The organism is Mesorhizobium erdmanii (assembly GCF_013170725.1).
Lineage (GTDB): Bacteria > Pseudomonadota > Alphaproteobacteria > Rhizobiales > Rhizobiaceae > Mesorhizobium > Mesorhizobium erdmanii.
Window position 1 is genome coordinate 4,868,047 of sequence record NZ_CP033361.1, and the last position, 20,631, is coordinate 4,888,677.

At 63.3% G+C, this 20,631-nt stretch carries 22 protein-coding genes; 15 read left to right on the plus strand and 7 right to left on the minus strand.

All coding sequences use genetic code 11. From position 1 onward, the window contains the following. Positions 1–114 precede the first annotated feature (114 nt). Positions 115–1,227 (plus strand): pyridoxal phosphate-dependent aminotransferase, encoded by a 1,113-nt coding sequence (locus tag EB233_RS23805; RefSeq protein WP_064991792.1) that lies wholly within the window; start codon positions 115–117, stop codon positions 1,225–1,227. Here the strand turns inward: EB233_RS23805 and EB233_RS23810 are convergent. Next, the gene (locus EB233_RS23810; RefSeq protein WP_064991793.1) at positions 1,224–1,754 is read right to left on the minus strand and encodes a MarR family transcriptional regulator; all 531 of its coding nucleotides are present in this window, start codon (positions 1,752–1,754) and stop codon (positions 1,224–1,226) included. The genes EB233_RS23805 and EB233_RS23810 overlap by 4 nt on opposite strands. Positions 1,755–1,932: 178 nt before the next feature. Between EB233_RS23810 and EB233_RS23815 the strand changes: the two genes are divergently transcribed. The 6 genes from EB233_RS23815 to EB233_RS23840 all read left to right on the plus strand — a co-directional run bounded on the left by EB233_RS23815 (position 1,933) and on the right by EB233_RS23840 (position 8,327). Continuing rightward, entirely contained in the window at positions 1,933–2,217 is a 285-nt protein-coding gene (locus EB233_RS23815) for an acylphosphatase (RefSeq protein WP_064991794.1), read from the plus strand. Between the two features lie 84 nt (positions 2,218–2,301). Then, on the plus strand, positions 2,302–2,961 hold the full coding sequence (locus EB233_RS23820; protein ID WP_064991795.1) for a TetR/AcrR family transcriptional regulator: 660 nt from the start codon (positions 2,302–2,304) through the stop codon (positions 2,959–2,961). Between the two features lie 54 nt (positions 2,962–3,015). Beyond that, positions 3,016–4,179: an isovaleryl-CoA dehydrogenase gene (locus EB233_RS23825; protein ID WP_064991796.1), complete on the plus strand. Its 1,164-nt coding sequence runs from the start codon at positions 3,016–3,018 to the stop codon at positions 4,177–4,179. Between the two features lies 1 nt (position 4,180). Further along, positions 4,181–5,788 carry a carboxyl transferase domain-containing protein gene (locus tag EB233_RS23830; protein ID WP_064991797.1) on the plus strand — a complete coding sequence of 536 codons (1,608 nt, stop codon included), beginning with the start codon at positions 4,181–4,183 and terminating at the stop codon, positions 5,786–5,788. A gap of 132 nt (positions 5,789–5,920) precedes the next feature. Then, positions 5,921–6,295, plus strand: coding sequence for a hypothetical protein (locus EB233_RS23835; protein ID WP_064991798.1), 375 nt, complete (start codon positions 5,921–5,923; stop codon positions 6,293–6,295). 49 nt (positions 6,296–6,344) lie between these two features. After that, complete coding sequence (locus EB233_RS23840; protein WP_064991799.1) at positions 6,345–8,327, plus strand: acetyl/propionyl/methylcrotonyl-CoA carboxylase subunit alpha; 1,983 nt, start codon at positions 6,345–6,347, stop codon at positions 8,325–8,327. Between the two features lie 82 nt (positions 8,328–8,409). Here EB233_RS23840 and EB233_RS23845 read toward each other — a convergent pair whose 3' ends face one another. Together EB233_RS23845 and EB233_RS23850 are read right to left on the minus strand one after the other, a co-directional pair. Then, positions 8,410–9,531, minus strand: coding sequence for a branched-chain amino acid ABC transporter substrate-binding protein (locus EB233_RS23845; RefSeq protein ID WP_064991800.1), 1,122 nt, complete (start codon positions 9,529–9,531; stop codon positions 8,410–8,412). Positions 9,532–9,918: 387 nt separating this feature from the next. Continuing rightward, entirely contained in the window at positions 9,919–10,185 is a 267-nt protein-coding gene (locus tag EB233_RS23850) for an SEL1-like repeat protein (RefSeq protein ID WP_010915070.1), read from the minus strand. Positions 10,186–10,644: 459 nt separating this feature from the next. Between EB233_RS23850 and EB233_RS23855 the strand changes: the two genes are divergently transcribed. From EB233_RS23855 to EB233_RS23875, 5 genes are all read left to right on the plus strand, one after another. After that, on the plus strand, positions 10,645–10,986 hold the full coding sequence (locus EB233_RS23855; protein WP_027053382.1) for a DUF2147 domain-containing protein: 342 nt from the start codon (positions 10,645–10,647) through the stop codon (positions 10,984–10,986). Positions 10,987–11,200: 214 nt separating this feature from the next. After that, entirely contained in the window at positions 11,201–11,353 is a 153-nt protein-coding gene (locus tag EB233_RS23860) for a hypothetical protein (RefSeq protein ID WP_171892256.1), read from the plus strand. Positions 11,354–11,392: 39 nt separating this feature from the next. Further along, on the plus strand, positions 11,393–11,587 hold the full coding sequence (locus EB233_RS23865) for a hypothetical protein (protein ID WP_064991801.1): 195 nt from the start codon (positions 11,393–11,395) through the stop codon (positions 11,585–11,587). A 116-nt stretch (positions 11,588–11,703) separates the two neighbouring features. Beyond that, on the plus strand, positions 11,704–13,164 hold the full coding sequence (locus tag EB233_RS23870) for an AMP nucleosidase (RefSeq protein ID WP_244277813.1): 1,461 nt from the start codon (positions 11,704–11,706) through the stop codon (positions 13,162–13,164). Positions 13,165–13,295: 131 nt separating this feature from the next. Further along, on the plus strand, positions 13,296–14,306 hold the full coding sequence (locus EB233_RS23875; protein WP_244277818.1) for an endonuclease/exonuclease/phosphatase family protein: 1,011 nt from the start codon (positions 13,296–13,298) through the stop codon (positions 14,304–14,306). A gap of 69 nt (positions 14,307–14,375) precedes the next feature. Here EB233_RS23875 and EB233_RS23880 read toward each other — a convergent pair whose 3' ends face one another. From EB233_RS23880 to EB233_RS23890, 3 genes are all read right to left on the minus strand, one after another. Then, a complete protein-coding gene (locus EB233_RS23880; RefSeq protein WP_064991803.1) occupies positions 14,376–14,972 on the minus strand; it encodes a DUF922 domain-containing Zn-dependent protease in 597 nt (198 codons plus the stop codon). A gap of 89 nt (positions 14,973–15,061) precedes the next feature. Next, the gene (locus EB233_RS23885; protein WP_064991804.1) at positions 15,062–16,741 is read right to left on the minus strand and encodes an electron transfer flavoprotein-ubiquinone oxidoreductase; all 1,680 of its coding nucleotides are present in this window, start codon (positions 16,739–16,741) and stop codon (positions 15,062–15,064) included. A 63-nt stretch (positions 16,742–16,804) separates the two neighbouring features. Then, on the minus strand, positions 16,805–16,951 hold the full coding sequence (locus EB233_RS23890) for a hypothetical protein (protein ID WP_155765444.1): 147 nt from the start codon (positions 16,949–16,951) through the stop codon (positions 16,805–16,807). Between the two features lie 10 nt (positions 16,952–16,961). On the opposite strand from EB233_RS23890, the gene EB233_RS23895 reads away from it, so the two are divergent. The 3 genes from EB233_RS23895 to EB233_RS23905 are packed head-to-tail and all read left to right on the plus strand — an operon-like array spanning position 16,962 to position 19,406. Further along, positions 16,962–17,606, plus strand: coding sequence for a hypothetical protein (locus EB233_RS23895; RefSeq protein ID WP_081294305.1), 645 nt, complete (start codon positions 16,962–16,964; stop codon positions 17,604–17,606). A 51-nt stretch (positions 17,607–17,657) separates the two neighbouring features. Continuing rightward, the gene (locus EB233_RS23900) at positions 17,658–18,551 is read left to right on the plus strand and encodes a uracil-DNA glycosylase (protein ID WP_064991905.1); all 894 of its coding nucleotides are present in this window, start codon (positions 17,658–17,660) and stop codon (positions 18,549–18,551) included. Positions 18,552–18,599: 48 nt separating this feature from the next. Further along, positions 18,600–19,406 carry a helix-turn-helix domain-containing protein gene (locus tag EB233_RS23905; protein WP_064991805.1) on the plus strand — a complete coding sequence of 269 codons (807 nt, stop codon included), beginning with the start codon at positions 18,600–18,602 and terminating at the stop codon, positions 19,404–19,406. Between the two features lie 85 nt (positions 19,407–19,491). Here the strand turns inward: EB233_RS23905 and EB233_RS23910 are convergent, their stop codons facing one another. Next, positions 19,492–20,469: a DMT family transporter gene (locus EB233_RS23910; RefSeq protein ID WP_064991806.1), complete on the minus strand. Its 978-nt coding sequence runs from the start codon at positions 20,467–20,469 to the stop codon at positions 19,492–19,494. Positions 20,470–20,631: the final 162 nt, after the last annotated feature.

The window sequence follows — 20,631 nt, forward strand, 5'->3', positions numbered from 1 at the left end:
CGACGTGATGCCGGCTTTCCAGGCACGCCACATTCCCTGCCGGCGGCTCCTCCGAGCTTGCGCCAGCTATCGGGTCACGCTAGCAAGAAGTCCCTTTCCACGCGAGCTTCCGCCATGCGTCCGCGCCCTCCCCTTTCCCCGCTCATCGCAGCGCTTCCCTCAACCGTGCCGTTTGTCGGCCCGGAAGCGCAGGAGCGCGAACGCGGGCGGGCTTTTCGCGCCCGAATCGGCGCCAATGAGAGCAGTTTTGGTCCTTCGCCGCGCGTCATCGCCCGCATGGAGAGTGTCGCGCGCGACCAATGGATGTATTGCGATCCCGACAATTTCGATCTGAAGGTCGCGGCTGCCGCGCATCACGACGTGGCCGTCGAGAACGTCGTTGTCGGCGAAGGCATAGATGGCCTGCTCAGCCTAGTGGCGCGCATGTATGTGGCGCCCGGCGATGCCGTGGTCACCTCGCTCGGCGCCTATCCGACCTTCAACTTCCATATCGCCGGCGTCGGCGGGCGGCTGGTGACCGTCGCTTACGAGAACGATCGCGAGAGCCTGGATGGTTTGCTTGCGGCGGTGGTCAGGGAAAAGGCACCTCTGGTCTATCTGTCCAACCCGGACAACCCGATGGGCAGTTGGTGGAAAGCGGGCGAAATCATCCGCTTCATCGAGGCGCTGCCGGAGACCACGATGCTGGTGCTCGACGAGGCCTATGGCGAATTGGGTCCGGCCTCGGCCCTGCCGCCGATCGATATTTCCCGGCCGAATGTCATCCGCATGCGAACCTTTTCAAAGGCTTATGGGCTTGCCGGCATACGCTGCGGCTATGCCGTAGCGGAGGCGGAAGTGATCCGCGACTTCGAAAAAATCCGCAACCATTACGGCGTCAGTCGCATGGCGCAGATTGCCGGCGTCGAGGCACTCGCCGACCAGGCCTATCTCGAGACGGTGGTGGCGCGGGTGGCTGCCGGGCGCCGACGCATCGCTGAGATCGCCGAGCAGAACGGGTTGGTGCCGCTGGCCTCCGCAACCAATTTCGTCACCATCGATTGCGGCCATGACGGCGCCTTCGCGTTGAAGATACTGCAGGGGCTGTTGTCGCGCGACGTGTTCATCCGCAAACCGATGGCGCCGGGGCTCGACCGCTGCATCCGAGTCAGCGTCGGCCTCGACCACGAGCTCGATATTTTTGCCGAGGAACTGCCCGGCGCGCTGGCGGCGGCGCGGGGGAACTAGGCTATTTCGGAGCGCTCAGATGCTGGCGTTCCGCCCAGCAAATGCCTGGCGCGCGCCAATATATCCGACAACTCGGCGGCTTCCTCGTCGCCCAGATCCGCAGTCAGGCGGGCGACATCGCGATCCGCGGCCGCCTGGAGTGCGGCGAGCGCAGCCTGACCGCGTAAGGTAAGGGCGAGGAGACGCCGGCGCGAAGCATCGGGGCCGGCACGCGCTTCGATCAGACCGGCGGCGGAGAATTTTCGAAGGATTCTCATGATGTAGGCCGGATCCAGCCGGAGTTCCCGGGCGATATCGGACACGGCTGGTGCGAAATCGATTTGAAGCGCCCGCGCCAGAAAGCCTGCCGGACCGCCAGGATTGGCGGCAAAACTGCCGGGGCGTCGGCCCAGTTCGAACAGCACCCGCGCCTCGGTCAGCGTGTAGGCGCTATGCGACAAGGTTTCGTCGAGCAGCCCGATCAGGCCGGTATAGAACCGGTTGAACCCACGGATATTGCTGACCAAAGCTTTCCGATCTTCTGGCATGTCAGACGCCCCGGAAGGTTTCCACGTGCCGGATCATCGCGAAAAAGTTGACCTAGTCAATTATTTATTGGGGCGAGCCAGCTATTCACGCACACACCTGGCTTATATTCGATACCCTCCCCCTCATGACGGTTGCCTTCGCTCGATCCTGCGCCAGACTCTATGCAAGGAGCGCGGCATGAACGATCGGAAAAGGGCGGTGCAGGCCCGCGTATACGGCAAGGTGCAGGGCGTCGGCTACAGGATCTGGGCGCGAGGCGAGGCGACGGGATTTGGGCTGGTGGGCTGGGTGCGCAACGAAAGAGACGGTTCTGTAACGGCATGGCTTGCCGGCGCCGACGCCGCGGTTTCGGCCATGATCGAACGTCTTTGGCAAGGCCCGAAGGGCGCTTCGGTCTCACGGATCGATGTCGACGAGATCGAGAGATGGACCGCGCCCGGCGACTTCAGGGTCGTCGCTTAAGCGCATGCGCGTCACTTGAATTCAGCGGGCACCCTTGAATTAATTGAACGTTCGTTTTATTATCCTCGACCTAATGAGGCTAGTATGGCGCGCACCACGGGATCCGACGGCGAACGAACCGAAGCGGCTGTCCGGGAAGCGGCGGTCAACCTGATCGCGCGCTACGGCTACGAGGCAATGTCGATGCGCCAACTGGCCGCCGAGGTCGGCGTGCAGGCGGCCGCGCTCTACCGCTATTTCCCGACCAAGGAAGACCTGCTGTTCACCCTGATGCGCGAGCACATGGAGGGGCTTCGCGAGGCCTGGGAACGCATCAGGCCAATCGGCGCCGATCCGACGCAGCAGCTTGCGGCCTATGTGCGCAATCACATCGCTTTCCACATCGAGCGCCGGCACGCCACGCATGTCTCGAACATGGAGTTGCGCAGCCTGTCACCCGACAGGCTGACACAGATCCTGCGCATGCGCACGGCCTATGAGAAGGAACTGCGCGCCATCCTGCGTGACGGCGCCGAAGCGGGTATCTTTAACGTCGAGGACACCGGCCTGACGGCCATGGCGCTGATCCAGATGATGACCGGAGTCATCGTGTGGTTCCGGCCCGGCGAGCGGCTTTCAGTCCCTGAAGTAACGGCGACATATCTTTCAATGACAATGCGGCTCGTCGGCGCGAAGATCGCTGACAGCGCCGCGCGTCCATCGGGCGCGCAAAGGACGCTGTCTCACTTTGATTTTCGCGCATGATCCTTTCCGAAAATCGAAGCCGATTTTCGGGGTCATGCGCCACGGAGGAAAAGCATGTACACGAACACGCTCAGCTTCGGGCATGACGAGGATATCGAGGCGCTGCGCGATCTGGTGCGGCGCTTCGCACAGGACAGGATCGCGCCGATCGCCGGTGATATCGATCGACAGAACGAATTTCCGGCACATCTGTGGCGCGAGTTCGGTGCGCTCGGCCTGCTCGGCATCACCGCCGATCCCGATTTCGGCGGCAGCGGCATGGGTTATCTCGCCCATGTGATCGCGGTGGAAGAGATTTCCCGCGCCTCGGCTTCGGTCGGCCTCTCCTACGGCGCCCATTCCAACCTGTGCGTAAACCAGATCAACCGCTGGGCAACGCCGGCGCAGAAGGAGAAATTCCTGCCGCCGCTCTGCTCGGGCGAACGCGTCGGCGCGCTGGCGATGTCGGAATCCGGCGCCGGCTCCGACGTCGTCTCGCTCAAGCTGCGCGCCGAAAAGCGCAATGACCGCTATGTGCTCAACGGCACCAAGATGTGGATCACCAACGGGCCAGACGCCGACACGCTGGTCGTCTACGCCAAGACCGATCCGGAGCGGAAGTCGCGCGGCATCACCGCCTTCATTGTCGAGAAGGCGATGACGGGGTTCTCCGTGGCGCAAAAACTCGACAAGCTCGGCATGCGCGGCTCCAACACCGGGGAGTTGGTATTCGCAGATGTCGAAGTGCCGTTCGACAATGTGCTGCATGAGGAAGGGCGCGGCGTCGAGGTGCTGATGTCGGGCCTCGACTATGAGCGCACCGTGCTTGCCGGCGGCCCGATCGGCCTGATGGCCGCGTGCCTCGACGTGGCGATCCCCTACGTCCACGAACGCAAGCAGTTCGGCCAGCCGATCGGCGAGTTCCAGCTCGTGCAAGGCAAGCTGGCCGACATGTACACGGTGATGAACGCCGCGCGCGCCTATGTCTATGCCGTCGCCGCCGCCTGTGATCGCGGCCAGACCACCCGCAAGGACGCCGCCGGCTGCGTGCTGTTTGCCGCCGAAAAGGCAACGCAGATGGCGCTCGACGCCCTCCAGCTGCTTGGCGGCAATGGCTATATCAACGACTATCCGACCGGCCGGCTGCTGCGCGATGCCAAGCTTTACGAAATCGGCGCCGGCACCAGCGAAATCCGGCGCTGGCTTATCGGCCGCGAGATCATGGCGGAGGGCGTATAGAATGGCCGTCCTGCAGACCCAGATCTCCCCCTCCTCAGACACCTTTCGCGCCAACGCCGAGCGGATGCGCGCGCTGGTGGCCGACATCGCCGAAAAGGCCGCGACGCTCGAGCGCGGCGGCTCGCAGGAGGCGCGCGAGCGCCACATTTCGCGCGGCAAGCTGCTGCCGCGCGAGCGCCTGGCGCAATTGCTCGACACCGGCTCGCCCTTCCTCGAGATCGGCCAGTTCGCGGCGTGGTCGATGTATGGCGAGGAGATTTCCTCGGCCGGCATGATCGCCGGCGTTGGCCGTGTCGAGGGCACCGAGGTGATGGTCGTCGTCAACGACGCCACGGTGAAGGGCGGCACCTACTACCCGCTGACGGTGAAGAAGCATCTGCGCGCGCAGGAGATCGCTCTGCAGAACAATCTGCCTTGCATCTATCTGGTCGACAGCGGCGGCGCCAACCTGCCCAACCAGGACGAGGTGTTTCCCGATCGCGAGCATTTCGGCCGCATCTTCTACAACCAGGCCAACATGTCGGCCGCCGGCATTCCACAGATCGCCTGCGTCATGGGTTCCTGCACCGCGGGTGGCGCCTACGTGCCGGCGATGTCGGACGAGACGATCATGGTGCGCAACCAGGCGACCATTTTTCTCGGCGGACCGCCGCTGGTGAAGGCGGCTACCGGCGAGGACGTCAGCGCCGAGGATCTGGGCGGGGCGGACGTCCACACAAGGCTTTCCGGTGTTGCTGACCATTATGCGATGGATGACGAACATGCGCTCGCCATCTGCCGCCGCATCGTCAAAAACCTGAATCGGAACAAGACCGTAAGTCTGAACTTACAGAAGTCGATTCCACCACTTCATCAGGCGGATGAACTTTACGGCGTCGTGCCGACCGACCTGCGTCAGCCCTATGATGTGCGCGAGGTGATCGCGCGCCTCGCCGACGGATCCGAATTCGACGAGTTCAAGCAGAATTACGGCACCACGCTGATCACCGGTTTTGCCCATCTCCATGGCATGCCGGTCGGCATCATCGCCAACAATGGCGTGCTGTTTTCCGAAAGCGCGCTGAAGGGCGCGCATTTCATCGAGCTGTGCTGCCAGCGCCGGATTCCGCTGGTATTCCTGCAGAACATCACCGGCTTCATGGTCGGCAGGAAATACGAGGCCGGCGGCATCGCCAAGGATGGCGCCAAGCTGGTGATGGCGGTTGCCACCGCAAAAGTGCCGAAAGTGACGGTCATCATCGGCGGCTCGTTCGGTGCCGGCAATTATGGCATGTGTGGCCGGGCCTATTCGCCGCGCTTCCTGTGGATGTGGCCGAATGCGCGCATCTCGGTGATGGGCGGCGAGCAGGCCGCGACCGTGCTCGCCATGGTCAAGCGCGAAGGCATCGAGCGCAAAGGCAGCGAATGGAGCGCCGACGAGGAAGCGAAATTCAGGAAGCCGATCCTGATGAAATACGAGCATGAGGGCCATCCGCTCTACTCGTCCGCCCGCCTGTGGGATGACGGCATCATCGATCCGGCCAAGACGCGCGAAGTTCTGGCGCTCAGCCTGTCCGCGGCACTCAATGCGGAGATCGAGGAGACACGCTTCGGCGTGTTCCGGATGTGACGATGACCACCATGGGTGAGATCGTCCGCCCGCTCACAAAATTGCGAGCCGCCTTCGCAGTACTGGCGGCGACGGAGGATATTCGCTACGGCTTATGCTTTGGCTGCACCGTGCAATGGGGATTGGGTGGAAATGAAACTGCAATATTTTCCGAAGGCATTCGCCTCAATACTTGTCACACTTCTTATATTCTCGGCATCCGGCGCGAGCGCAGGCGTATCCCTGGCGGGAAGCGAAGGGGACAGGCGTTTCCCACCGTCTTTGAACGGCGACCCGAAGTCGCCATGCACCAAGGCATACAAGGCCTACGTCGCGGCCAGCGGCCATTCGGCCTACGCCACCACGCCGTATTCAAGAGTGGTCTCGCTCTACATCCTATGCGGCGCGCGGCTGAATGCGCCGTCGCAAAAGGTGGCGGAAGAACTGGCGATGAAATCCTGCCAGGCCACGCGCGCGCACTACAAGGTGACGAACGGCGGCGGCTGCGAGATCGCGGCGTCCAAGTAAGCAGGCGCCTGCCGAACTGGTGCCGATTGCCGCAAAACGGGGAGGCATCATGTTCAGCAAAATCCTGATCGCCAATCGGGGCGAGATCGCCTGCCGTGTCATCCGCACGGCCCGCAAGCTCGGCGTGCGCACCGTCGCCGTCTATTCGGACGCCGACGCGAAATCCCTGCATGTCGAGATGGCCGATGAAGCTGTCCATATCGGCCCCTCGCCTGTCGGTGAAAGCTATCTGGGTGGCGACAAGATCGTCGCGGCGGCGCTTTCGACGGGGGCGCAGGCCATCCATCCCGGTTACGGCTTCCTGTCGGAAAATCCAGATTTCGTCGACCAGGTGGTGGCGGCAGGGCTCACCTTCATCGGCCCGTCGGCGGCCTCGATCCGCGCCATGGGCCTGAAGGACGCCGCCAAGCGGCTGATGGAGAAAGCCGGCGTTCCGGTGGTGCCGGGCTATCATGGCGAGGCGCAGGAGATCGTCCTGCTTGCGTCCAAGGCGCGCGAGATCGGCTATCCCGTACTGATCAAGGCGCGCGCCGGCGGCGGCGGCAAGGGCATGCGGCGCGTCGAGCATCCCGATGATTTCTCCGAGGCGCTGTCCAGCGCCCGGCGCGAGGCAAAGGCCGCCTTCGGCGACGACCGCGTGCTGGTCGAGAAATATGTCGACAAGCCGCGGCACATCGAAGTGCAGGTATTCGGCGACAATTTCGGCAATGCGGTGCATCTCTACGAACGCGACTGCTCGGCGCAACGCCGCCACCAGAAGGTGATCGAGGAAGCCCCCGCCCCCGGCATGACACCGGCGCTGCGCAAGGCGATGACGGAGGCGGCCGTGAAGGCCGCCAGGGCGATCAATTATTCCGGCGCCGGCACCATCGAATTCATCGTCGATGCCTCGCAAGGCCTCAAGGCCGACCGCTTCTGGTTCATGGAAATGAACACGCGCCTGCAGGTCGAGCATCCCATCACCGAGATGGTTACCGGCACCGATCTGGTCGAATGGCAGTTGCGGATCGCCAGCGGCGAGAAGCTGCCGAAGACACAGAGCGAGATCGCGCTTGCCGGCCATGCCTTCGAAGCACGCATCTATGCGGAGGACGCGGCGAAAGGCTTCCTGCCGGCGACGGGCACGCTGCATCATCTGAAATTTCCGGATTCGCCCCCCGACGCGGCGATGATTCGCATCGAGACCGGCGTCCGTGCCGGCGATGCCATCTCGCCCTATTACGATCCGATGATCGCCAAGCTGGTCGTCCACGCGAAGGACAGGCAGGCGGCGCTTGACGCCCTCGGCGCGGCGCTGTCGCAGACCGAGATCGCCGGCTCCACCGTCAACACTGCTTTTCTTGCGGCGCTTGCCGCCGATCCGGACTTTTGTGCCGGTGACGTCGACACCGGGTTGATAGCCAGACACCAGGAGGCGCTTACCAGCGTCGCGCCGCCCACCGGCGAAATCATCTCAGCAGCCGCCCTTGCCGCTTCCGGCGCAGGAGCTTTGCCGCCATCGAACGACCCATGGTCTTCGCTTTCCGGCTACGCGCATTTCCACCGCGTCGCGCGGCGCACGCGGCTGAAGTTCGGCGAGACCGATATACTGGCAAAGGTTTCGGCACGGGCGGACGGACGCTTTCAGGTGACGCTCGATGCACCCTTTGATAGCGCCAATTCGCATGATTTTCGCGCCGTTCCCCGCCTTGCCCGCTGGCCGGGCCACATCACGGTCTTCGAAGGCGCAGTCGGTTATACATTCGCGGTACCAGACCCGCTGGCCAGGAGCGACGAGGCGTCGTCCGCCTCCGGCAGCCTGCGCGCGCCGATGCCGGGCCTGGTCAAGCTGGTGCGTGTGGCCAAGGACGATGCGGTGATCAAGGGACAAGCACTGCTGATCCTCGAGGCCATGAAGATGGAGCACACCATCGCCGCTCCGCATGACGGGGTGATTGCCGAGATAGCCACGGAAGGTGCGCAGGTCACCGACGGGACGGTGCTGGTGCGGTTCATCGAGGAACCGAACGCTCCGACCGCCGCCGCAGGCTGAGAAACGGAGCGCGTCCCGGACCGCAAACAAAAATGGCCGAGGCGAACCCCGGCCATTTTCCCTGAATTATCTCAGCCCGAGATTACTGCGCGATCGGCGCGTACTTGCCGTCATGCCACTGGTTGATGTCGTAGCTGGCGTTCTTGAGGTCGCCCTTTTCGTCGAAGGTGACATCGCCGACAACAGTGCTGATCGGCGTGCCGTTCTTCAATGCCTCGGCAACCTTGGCCGGATCGTCGCTGCCGGCGCGCTTGATGCCTTCGGCGAAAGCCTGGACCACGGCGTAGGAGAACAGCGTGAAGCCTTCCGGCACGAAGCCGCCGGCCTTGATCTTCTCGACAGCGGCCTTGGCCTCCGGCTTTGCCTGCGGGTCCGACGGGAAGACGAACATGGTGCCTTCGCCGGCCGGACCGGCAACCTGCCAGAATTCCGGCGAAGCGATCGAATCCGGCATGATCAGCTGGAACTTGAAGTTCTGTTCAGCCGACTGACGCAGGATCAGGCCGGCCTCGGGATGGTAGCCGCCGAAATAGACGACGTCGGCCTTCAGATCCTTGAGCTTGGTGACGAGCGCCGAATAGTCCTTTTCGCCGGGATTGATGGCGTCATAGTAGACTTCCTTGAGGCCGCCGGCATTCATTGTCGCCCTGACGGCATCAGCCACGCCCTGGCCGTAGGCGCTCTTGTCATGCAGGATGACGACGGTCTTGCCGGCATACTTCTTGGCGATCCACGGGCCGATGAAGGCGCCCTGTGCATCGTCACGCGTGTAGAGACGCATGATGGTCGGCCAGCCGGCCTTGGCGGCGGCGTCGGTCAGCACCGGGTTCGAGGACGCCGGGCTCATCATCAGCGAACCGGCTTCGGCATAGACGGCCGAAGCCGGAATGCTCGAGCCCGAGCAGGCGTGACCGTCGATGAACTTGGTGCCGTTGGCGACGATGCGGTTGGCGACCGACACGGCCTGCTTGGGGTCGCACTGGTCGTCCTCGATGTCGAGCTTGATCATCGAGCCGTTGACGCCGCCCGCGGCGTTGATGGCGTCGGCGGCGGCTTGCGCGCCCTGCTTGAACTGATCGCCGATGGTGGCGAGCTGTCCGGTCATCGGGCCGACCACCGAAACGGTGATGTCACCGGCAAATGCGACCGGCGCACTCATCATCAGGCCGAAAATGGCCGCGCCCAAAATACTCATTTTTTTCATGGCAATAGAACTCCTCCACTCACGCGCGGCCGCCCCGGCCGCGCTTCTTTCCAGAGAGGCGGGACAATTTCATCCTTCGTTGGGCCTGTCTAGGCGCATCGTCACCACTCGATTGGGCCTGCAAAGCCCCATTCACGCGAAAAAGCCACGCCAGCCTTGTTCCGGCCGGTCGTGGCTTTTTTGCCTGTCGGGCTGTTTCCCCCGGCGCCCCGCGCCGCGAAACCCGCCGTCGCCTTCCCTGTCTTCCCTGCCATCCGGCTTGGCCTGTCCGGCTGCCGTATTCTTATTTTTGATGGCCCGTGGCCTGGCTCTCTGCGCAGCCTCATCCCTGTCTTTTGGTCCGGCCGTCTGGAGCGGCCTTGGCCTAGCGTCCGCGTTTGACGGAACTCAGTGCATGGTCATCCATTCGCGGGCTTCGCGCAGCGCCTTGGCGATCTCGACCTTCGACATGGCCGCCGAAAGTTCCGAGCGCAGTTCCGCGGCGCGGGCCGAACCCTTGATGGCGGCGATGTTGAACCATTTGTGGGCGGCAACGACGTCGGTCTCGCAGTCGCGGCCGGTCGCATACATCATGCCCAGTTCGAAAAGAATGTCGGCCTGGGCAGTTGCCCCCATGGCGCCGAAACCTGCTTCAAGCATTTCAAAACGTGCCATTTTAGTCCCCTGTCTGGCTCCCGAGAGCTGCCTCCGTGTGTCTTGTCCGGGCCGCTCTTTCGATGCTTTCGAGAATGCCGGCGAGGCTTGAATCCGTCGTTAAATGGCGTGCTTAATTTGAGGAAAACAAAGCTAAAACAAGAGGTAAACGCCGAAATTCGTTAAGGATACGAAGCCAGCAATTCGGCTGGTTTTCGCCAAATTTGACGAAAATTTTCCTGGCCGGAATCAACACTCCGCTAACCACGGGAAACAAACCCGATGCGCCGATCATTTTCATTTCCTCCGCGACAAGGCGGATTCTCTTTGTCGACGAGGCAGATTCAGGGCCCTTCAAAATCCCAAAGTCTTCCGTTGCGGCACCGCTTTCGTTTTGTCGGGAGCTGGATTAGCTTACGTTTGCGTAAGCGGCAGACCGGCGAGGCGGAGAATTCGGCCGGCTATCCAAGGGAGCAAGACATGTTTCGAAAAGTGAGCCTGGCTCTTGCAGCCACGTTGATCATGGCGGGAACGGCGTTGGCCGATCCGATCGAAGGCAACTGGAAGACGCAAGCCGGCGACACCGCGGCCATTTCGGGCGGCGGCTCGTTTTCCATCACGCTAAAGTCCGGCAAGTATGCCGGCAAGACCATCGGCTCGCTCACGGCGGCCGGCGACAACAAATACACCGGCAACATCACCGATCCGGCGAACGACAAGACCTATTCGGGCAAGGCGACATTGTCAGGCGCCTCGCTCAAGATGAGCGGTTGCGTACTCGGCGGACTGATCTGCAAGAGCCAGACCTGGCACAAGCTCTGATCGACCATATCCTTGTGACATGACGACGGGGCCTGACGGGCCCCGTTTTCGTTTCGGACGTCGAGCACGGGTGCGATTGCGCTGCGACGGCGGCCGCACACGACGACCCCGTCATATCCCGTCAACCAATTTGAACCGCAGATGAACACCGGCATCAGAGCCGGTTCAGAGGCACCAGGGCATTCTCCCGCACATTGAAGGAGACACGGACCCAATGCTTGCTCGCCGCTTCACCATCGTCTGCCTGCTGATGAGCCTGTTTGGAATGTTCTTCGCCATCCTCGTCGCCGAAGCGGGCCGCTCGCCCCGCACCTGGGACGAAGCCAGTTCCTGCCAATTCGGTTGCGTGAACCATTTTCGCCGCTGAAGCGACAAAGACACAGACGCAAAGAGAAAAGCAAAAGCCATGGACCGCATCGCCGCCAACACCCTCAAGACCCTCCGGCTCCTGCCGCGGGCGGCGCTGATCCTGATGCTGCTGGCGGCTCCGGTTCTGGCGGTGCCGATGATGCGCGCCAATACCGGCTCGACGATCGAGGCGCCGGCCCTTAAGCAGACCGGCGTGGGTTTCGTTCTGCTGGTCAGCCTGCAGCGCGGATAAAGAAAAATGGCGCTTTGGGCGCCTTCGACGGCGACACCCCTCCCAACCGCCTGTCCAAGTCTCTATATTGAGCCATGGAAAAGCGAATCTATCCCCAAGCCATCGAATCAGTCGTCATGCCGGAGCCTTTTGGCCGGCAAAGTTTCGACAATGCCGAAAAAGCCGTCGCGGCCCTGCAGGCGCTTTACGACCGCAACACCAAGTTCCTGCGCGATTCCTTCGCCGCGCTGGCCGCCGGTGGCGACAGCAGCAAACGCTGCCGCGCCTTCTATCCCGAGATCGGCGTCACCACGAGTTCCTTTACCCAGGTCGACTCGCGGCAAGCCTATGGCCATATGCCGACGCCCGGCCATTTCGCCACCACGATCACACAGCCGTTGCTGTTCGAGAGCTACCTTATCGAACAGTTGCGACTGATCATGCGCAATCACGGTGTCGCGGTCACGGTTTCGGAATCGACCACGCCCATTCCGCTGCATTTCGCCTTCCTGGAAGGAACTTACGTCGACGGGGCCGCCGCGGAGCGCATCAAGCGGCCGATCCGCGACCTGTTCGATGTGCCCGATCTCGACGGCACCGACGACCAGATTGCCAACGGCACGTTCGAAGTGGCCTTCGGCGAACCAAGACCGCTGGCCCCGTTCACGGCGCAGCGCATCGACTATTCACTGCACCGCATGGCGCACTATACCGCGACCAGCCCGCAGCATTTCCAGAACTTCGTGCTGTTCACCAACTACCAGTTCTACATCGACGAGTTCGTCGCCCGCGCCCGCGACCTGATGGACAAGGGCGGCGGCGGATACGCAGAATTCGTCGAGCCGGGCAACGTCGTAACGAAAGCCGGACAGAGCGCCCCCAGCGAAGGCGTTGGGCCCCAGCGCCTGCCGCAGATGCCGGCCTATCATCTGAAGAAGCCGAGCCATGGCGGCATCACCATGGTCAACATCGGTGTCGGCCCTTCCAACGCCAAGACGATCACCGATCATATCGCCGTGCTGAGGCCGCACGCGTGGGTGATGCTTGGCCACTGCGCCGGGCTGCGCAACACCCAGGCACTCGGCGACTATGTGCTGGCGCACGCCTATGTGCGCGAGGATCACGTGCTCGACGACGACCTTCCGGTCTGGGTGCCGATCCCGCCGCTGGCCGAGATCCAGGTGGCGCTGCAGGAAGCGGTCGCCGAAGTCACCGGCCTGTCTGGCTACGATTTGAAGCGCATCATGCGCACCGGTACGGTCGCCACCATCGACAACCGCAACTGGGAACTGCGCGACCAGCGCGGACCGGTGCAACGTCTGTCACAGTCGCGCGCCATCGCGCTCGACATGGAATCGGCGACGATTGCCGCCAACGGCTTCCGTTTCCGGGTACCTTACGGCACGCTGCTGTGCGTTTCCGACAAGCCACTGCATGGCGAGTTGAAACTGCCCGGCATGGCGACCGAGTTCTACAAGCGGCAGGTGGCACAGCACCTGACCATCGGCATCAGGGCGATGGAGAAGCTGGCCGAGATGCCGATGGAGCGGCTGCATTCGCGCAAGCTCCGGAGCTTTTCGGAGACAGCGTTCCAGTAGCGGCCGTCATGCCCTGGTGAGGCGAATTACCGTCTTGCTCAGGCCGCATTTTGGCCGATAAGCAGATCGAACGGATCGTCAGGCGGCATTCGGCAAACACGACCTCAATGATGACAGGCGCGCGCTTGAACATGATGGCTGGGCTGGCATTCCTGGCGATGACGGCACTGTCGGCCGCGCTGTTGGCCGGGTTCTTCGGCACGCTGCATCCGGCATTCGATTCCTTCTCGCATTTTCGCATGCATTTCAGCGTGCTGCTGGCGCTTCTGGCACTGCCGCTGCTCGCCAGCTCGTTTCGGCTGCAGGCGGCAGCGGGGTTGCTCTTTGCCATCGGCTGCCTGGCCACGACGGCAAGCGCCCTGCCCAGATTGTGGCCACAGCAGGCAGTCGCCAAACCGGGCGGTCAGATGACCTACAGCCTGCTGCAGATGAACCTGCGCTTCAACAACCCGACACCGAAGAAAGTGCTTTCCCTGATCGGCCGCACCAATCCGGACGTGATCACCCTCGACGAAGTGTCCGGCATGTGGACGACAGAGCTTGGCACCATCACCAGCGCCTACCCCTATCGTATTCTCTGCCCCTATCCGAACGGCATGTTCGGCGTGGCGCTGCTGTCGCGCCGGCCCTTCGTGGCCGACACGACACCACGCTGCGAGCCGCGTGGCGCGATGGCGACCGCGACCGTCGATTTCAACGGGATCGGCGTCGACGTCGCCGCTATCCATCTGAGCTGGCCGTGGCCGAAGGAGCAATACTGGCAGATCGGAGAACTGGCGCAAACATTGGCCGGGTTGGGCGGGACCGCGATCATGGCCGGCGATTGCAACGCGGTGCCGTGGAGTGCCGCCGTGCGGAGGGTAGCGGCTCTCGGCGGGCTGACGCTCATGCCTTCGGCCGGCCCGACATGGATCCACCGGACGCTACCCGACTTCCTGCGCCGCTACGCGGGCCTGCCGATCGACCAGGTGTTCAGCAAGGGCGGGTTGACGATCCTGTCTTCGAAGCGGCTCGAGGATACCGGCTCCGACCATTTGCCGGTGCTGGTCGAGTTCACCCTACGACCTGATGGCAAGCAGCCTGAGAATGGGCATACCACGGCGCTCGCCGCGAGGGACACGTCATTGAAGCCGCACGGCTGACGCGTCAATCGAGCGAAGCCCGCGCCCTATGGCACCGCGAAGCGTTGCGATGGCAAGGAGATTGCGCGTTCATGGTTTTCCGACCAGGGCGGCGATCAGATGCTCGACATGGCCGCCATCGCCGTGCTCGCGCCGATCGAAGGCGATTTGCTTGGCCTCGTATTCGGCATAGACGGTGCGAATGCGAAGCCGCGCCTCGCGGCGCGTCTTGGAGCAGGACGGGTCGTTGGCGACCCGGAAGCCCGTTATCGACCTTTCCGTGGCGCGCATCATCTCCCTGGCGATGCGCCCATGTGTCTCCTCATGGGCGCGAACACCGGCGAAAAACCTGTTCCAGCGCCTTTTCAGCGCCGGCGTCACGGGCGAAGCAATTCGCGGGAATGTGTAGGAAAGGTTGAGCGTGCCACTGGCCCGCCGAATCCGGCAGAAGCCGTTGCTCTCAGCGGCGTCGAGGCCCCAGTCGACGGTGTAGGCGGTCGTGGCTATGGCGCGCGTCATGAAGCCGTGCCTGGGGCCTTTGCTGTCCATGGCTTCGACGAGGGCCGCACCCGAGCTTCCCGCAATGTCGTAGGTCCGCGTCTGTACCACTGCCCTGGTCCCGGCCACGGCCTCCGGCGCGCACAGCGCCCCAATGGCGACGAGGCATGTCAGAACGATCCGGCGCATCGGCCTTTCTCCCTATCCCAGAGAAGGAACCATAGACCGGGCGCCGTTTCAACGGCTCTGCTGGCCTGCACGCCCTCGCGGGATTCGGGTCACATGCCCTGGTAGACCGGCCCCTCGCCACCCTGCGGCGGCACCCAGTTGATGTTCTGGTTCGGATCCTTGATGTCGCATGTCTTGCAGTGGACGCAGTTCTGCGCGTTGATGACGAAGCGCACATCCTTCGCCGCCGGATCGGCGGCGGCGTTGCCGTCCTTGTCGACCCATTCATAGACGCCTGCCGGGCAGTAGCGCGTCGAAGGCCCGGCAAAGACATCGTGCTCGGACCGCTGCTGCAATGCCATGTCGCCGACCAACAGGTGAACCGGCTCGTTTTCCTCGTGATTGGTGTTGGACAGGAACACCGAGGAGAGCCGATCGAAGGTCAGCACGCCATCCGGCTTCGGGTAGGCGATCTTCTTGTGCTGGGCGGCGGGTTCGAGCGTGGCATAGTCGGCCTTGCCGTGCTTGAGCGTACCGAAGGGCGAGATGCCGAACAGCGTGTTCAGCCACATGTCGAGGCCGCCGAGGCCGACGCCGACGATGGTGCCGAAGCGCGACCACAACGGCTTGACGTTGCGAACCTTCTTCAAATCCTTGCCGATGTCGGTCGCGCGCCAGGCCTCTTCGTAGGAGGTGAGCTCGTCATTGGCGCGGCCGGCGGCAATTGCTTCACTGACATGCTCGGCCGCCAGCATTCCCGACAACACCGCATTGTGGGAGCCCTTGATGCGCGGCACGTTGACGAAGCCCGCCGCGCAGCCCATCAGCGCGCCGCCTGGGAAGGATAGTTTCGGCACCGACTGCCAGCCGCCCTCGGTGATGGCGCGCGCGCCATAGCCGATGCGCTTGGCGCCCTCGAACGTGCCCGAAATCGCCGGATGGGTCTTGAAGCGCTGGAACTCCTCGAAGGGCGACAGATAGGGGTTCTTGTAATTGAGGTGGAGCACGAAGCCGACCGCGACCTGATTGTCCTCCAGATGATAAAGGAAGGAGCCGCCGCCAGTCTTGAGATCGAGCGGCCAGCCGAAGGAATGCTGCACCAGGCCGGGCTTGTGGTTCTCCGGCTTGACCTGCCAGAGTTCCTTGAGGCCGATGCCGTATTTGCCCGGCTCGCGACCGTCCGAGAGCTTGTACCTGGCGATCAGCTGCTTGGCGAGCGAGCCGCGCGCGCCTTCGCCGATCAGCACATATTTGCCCATCAGCGCCATGCCCGGCGCAAAGCCCGGCCCGTGCGTGCCGTCCTTCTCGACGCCCATGTCGCCGGTAATCACGCCGGTGACGGCGCCGGCGTCGTTGTAGACGAGGCTGGCCGCGGCAAAGCCGGGATAGATTTCGACGCCGAGCGCTTCGGCCTTGGTGGCCAGCCAGCGGCAGACATTGCCGAGCGAGACAATGTAGTTGCCGTGATTGTTCATCAGCGGCGGCATCATGAAGTTGGGAAGGCGGAACGAACCGGCCGGGCCGAGCACCAGGAAATGGTCCGCCGTGACCGGCGTCTTGAACGGATGGTCGCCATCCTCGCGCCAGCCGGGCAAGAGCCGGTCGATGCCGATCGGATCGACGACGGCGCCGGAGAGGATATGGGCGCCGACTTCGCCGCCCTTTTCCAATACGACGACGGAAAGCTCGGGATTGACCTGCTTGAGGCGGATGGCGGCGGCAAGGCCGGCCGGGCCGGCGCCGACGATGACCACGTCGAATTCCATGCTTTCGCGTTCGATGTCGCTCATCAACCCCTCCGCACTGGCTTGCGCTGTTCGCGTATCTTGCTGGCTCCTGCGCTGCATAGCGCATCAATTGGCGACAGGAAACCGGCGCAGACGTGACAATGCGGATTTGGCCAAAAAGTCGCGCATCTTGCGGCAGGACAGCCGTTTGCGCCCAGCCAGACCGGCCGCGCCTACGTTTTTTAATTGTTTGGCGGCTTGCTTATCGGCCATACTTCCCCCCATGCGCATTCCTGGCCCTACCGGCTTCTCTTCGACGCGCTTTCCTTTCCCGCCCGGCCGGGCCTGCCGGGCGGTTCTTCTGGCACTTCTGACGGTGGCACCGGGTCCCGCCAGCGGGGAGCCCGTGAAGGTCTGGGCGACAGGTGCCTACTCCTTCTCCGACGAGCTCGGCGGCTTCCACATCACCGGAGCCTCCGGCATCGGAACCAAGGACGATCCGCTGGTCATCACCGAAGAGTTGAATTCGGCGACACCGGTGACGCTAACCATCCGCACTACCAAGCCAATCCAGGCATTCGGCAAGGCTGGCGAGTTCGCCAACGGCATCATGTATATGCGCATCGACGTGCTCAACAACAGCGGCCAGGCCTGGATCGAATTCCAGTTCGAGCTGCAGGAGATTTTGAATCAGCCCAGCGTGTTCGGGGACGGGCTTTCGTTCGACCAGCGCAACAAGACACCGGAAAATATCTGGTCGAGCAATTTCGCCGATTTCGACCGGGAGTTCGAACCTTATGACCGGCTGCTGTTCAAGAACGGCAAGGTCGATCCGCAAAAGACCGCCAGTTTCGAGTTCCTGATGACCGATTATACGCCGCGATGGACGTTCTATCTGGTGCAGGATCCACGCATACCAACGGGATAGGGCAAGCGGCCAGCCTTGCAAATTGCAGTCATGCGGACGAATGTGCGCGCCATGACAGCCGCTTCCCCCAACAGCCCGACCGAAATTGCCGACATCCTGGCTTTCTATGCCAGCGCCGGCGTCGATGAGGCCCTGGAAGACGCGCCGGTGAACCGCTTCGCCGAGGCGGCGCCCAGGCCTGCCGAGCGCGCCCCCGCGCCGGTGGCGCCGCCTCGCCAAGAGCCACCTCGCGAAGACAGGGCGCCGGAGCGGCCAGCAGCATCGCCCGGATTGGACGCAAGCAAGGTGCCGGATGCGCCGGCGCGCACCGTATCCGCCGCCATACCCGACGAGGCGCAGGCCGCGCTTGCCCGGCAATTGGCGGCAAGCGCCTCCACGCTCGAAGAGCTGCGACAGCACATGGCTGCCTTCGACGGCTGCAATCTCAAGGCCACCGCCAAGAACCTGGTGTTCGCCGACGGCAACCCGGAGGCAACGGTCATGCTGGTGGGCGAAGCGCCGGGGCGGGATGAGGACATAGAGGGGCTGCCCTTCGTCGGCCGCTCGGGCCGGCTGCTCGACCGCATGCTGGCCGCGATCGGTCTCGACCGCACTTCGGTCTACATCGCCAACGTCATTCCATGGCGGCCGCCGGGCAATCGCACGCCGACGCCGCACGAGACGGAAATCTGCCGGCCGTTCATCGAGCGGCAGATAGAACTGGTCAATCCCAAGGTCTTGGTCAACCTCGGCGGCCCATCGGCCAAGACCCTTCTCAACACCTCCGAGGGCATTTTGCGGCTGCGTGGAAACTGGCGTGTCCACACCACGGCCTCGGGCATCGCCATTCCGGCCATGCCGACACTGCATCCGGCCTATTTGCTGCGAACGCCGGCACACAAGAAGCTGGCATGGCGGGATTTTCTCGAGGTGAAGGCGAAGCTGCGGGCATTGAGCCAGCCATGACCTCGCAGGTAATTGAAATGCCTTTGCTGCCGGCCTAACCATTTGCCCATGACCATCTCCCAGACTTCCGCCGGCGGGCTTATTCGCGAATGGCGCACGCGACGCCGCATGAGCCAGCTCGACCTGGCCATGGAAGCCGAGATTTCGCAGCGACATCTGAGTTTCGTCGAAAGCGGGCGCGCCGCGCCCTCGCGCGACATGGTGCTGCATCTGGCCGAGCAGCTTTCGATCCCGCTGAGGCAACGCAATCAATTGCTGCTGGCTGCCGGCTTTGCGCCGTGTTTCAGCGAACGACCGCTCGGCGATGCGACGCTGGCGCCGGCGATGGCTGCGGTCGAGATCGTGCTCAAGGGGCATGAGCCCTTCCCGGCGCTAGCGGTGGACCGGCACTGGAACCTGGTCTCGGCGAATGCCGCGATCGCTCCTTTCCTCGCCGATGTCAGCGAAGCTTCGCTGCTTCAGCCGCCGCTCAACGTGCTTCGCCTCTCCCTGCACCCCGGCGGCGTCGCACCGCGCATCGTCAATCTCGCGGAATGGCGCACGCATCTGCTCGAGCGCCTCAAGCACCAGAACGACGCCAGCGGCGATCCGGTTCTGGTCGAACTGGAGCGCGAGTTGCGCGGCTATCCGTCCGGCCTCAAGGGCAGCAAGCCGACACCCATCGAGCCGGATGCCATCGTGCATCCGCTCAGGCTTGCCCATGGCGATCAGGTGCTGTCCTTCATCAGCACCATCACCGTGTTCGGCACGCCGCTCGACGTCACCTTGTCGGAACTGGCGATCGAGTCGTTTTTCCCGGCCGACGACCAGACCCGCTCGGTGCTGGTGCGGCTGGCGAAGGAGCGAGCCATCTAGCCTGCCCGGCCCTTCGCTTCGCTCCGGGCGTTCGTCGTTCGGAAAGCCAAGCAATTGGCTTCCCGTCCGCTGCGCGGACCTCTCCTCACCCTTCCGGCAGCGTCGCCTTGCGCGTTCGGGTGCGCTCCAGGCCGAGTTGCCGCTCGCGCCAGATGATGAAGATGCCGGCGGCCACCACGATCATACCGCCGACCAAGGTGTTGAACGAGGTCACGTCGCCGAAAACGAGATAGCCGACGACGACGCCGAGGATCATCGACGTGTATTCGAACGGCGCCACCACCGACGCCTCGGCATGGCGATAGGCCGAGGTCATCAGGATCTGGCCGAGACCGCCGCAGAAGCCGGCCATGATGAGCAGCACGGCCTGCACCGACGTCAGCGATTGCCAGCCGAAAGGCAGCGTCAGCAGCGAGAGCACGCTCGCAGTCGACGAGAACCACAGCACGATGGTTGCCGTCCTCTCCGTTTGCACGAGATTGCGCACAAGCAGCATGGCGACAGCCGAGATCGCCGCCGCCACCAGCGCGGCCATGACGCCCAGAACCTCCTGATCGTCCAGCCCTTCATCAGAGTTGAGCAGGGTCAATTCCGGCCAGGAAATGATGAGCACGCCGACGAGGCCGACGGCGACGGCACTCCAGCGATAGACGCGAATCGTCTCGCCAAGGAAGACCGAGGAGAAGACCACGACCAGCAGCGGCTGTGCATAATTCAAGGTGATCGCTTCCGGCAGCGGCAGCCTAGTGAGCGCGAAGAAGCCAAGCCCCATGGCGCCGACGCCAACGATGCCGCGCGCGACGTGGTTGAAAGGGCGCTTGGTGACGAATGCCGTCGCCAGCTGTCCCTTCAATGACAGGAAGGCAATGATCGGGAAGATGGCGAAGAAGGAGCGGAAGAAGACGATCTGACCGGCTGGCACGTCGCCGGCCGCCTTGATGCAGGTTTGCATGCCGACAAAAACCGCCACCGACACGACCTTCAGGGCGATGCCCCTCAGCGTACCGTGACTGCCGGGGTCGTCGCCGGCCACTTCTCGTTTCGCCCCCGATCCTGTTGTCACGCAGGCGATGCCCGCATTTCGACACACCAGACGCCGCAGGCACGCCGCCGCACGGAAGCGCCGATGCCGAATTTCGCTGTGACGACGGTCATCGCTGCCTCGTGAGGATGTGGTGAAGGAACGCCGGAAATAGGCATCGGCTGAGTTTTGTCGAGGGACCGT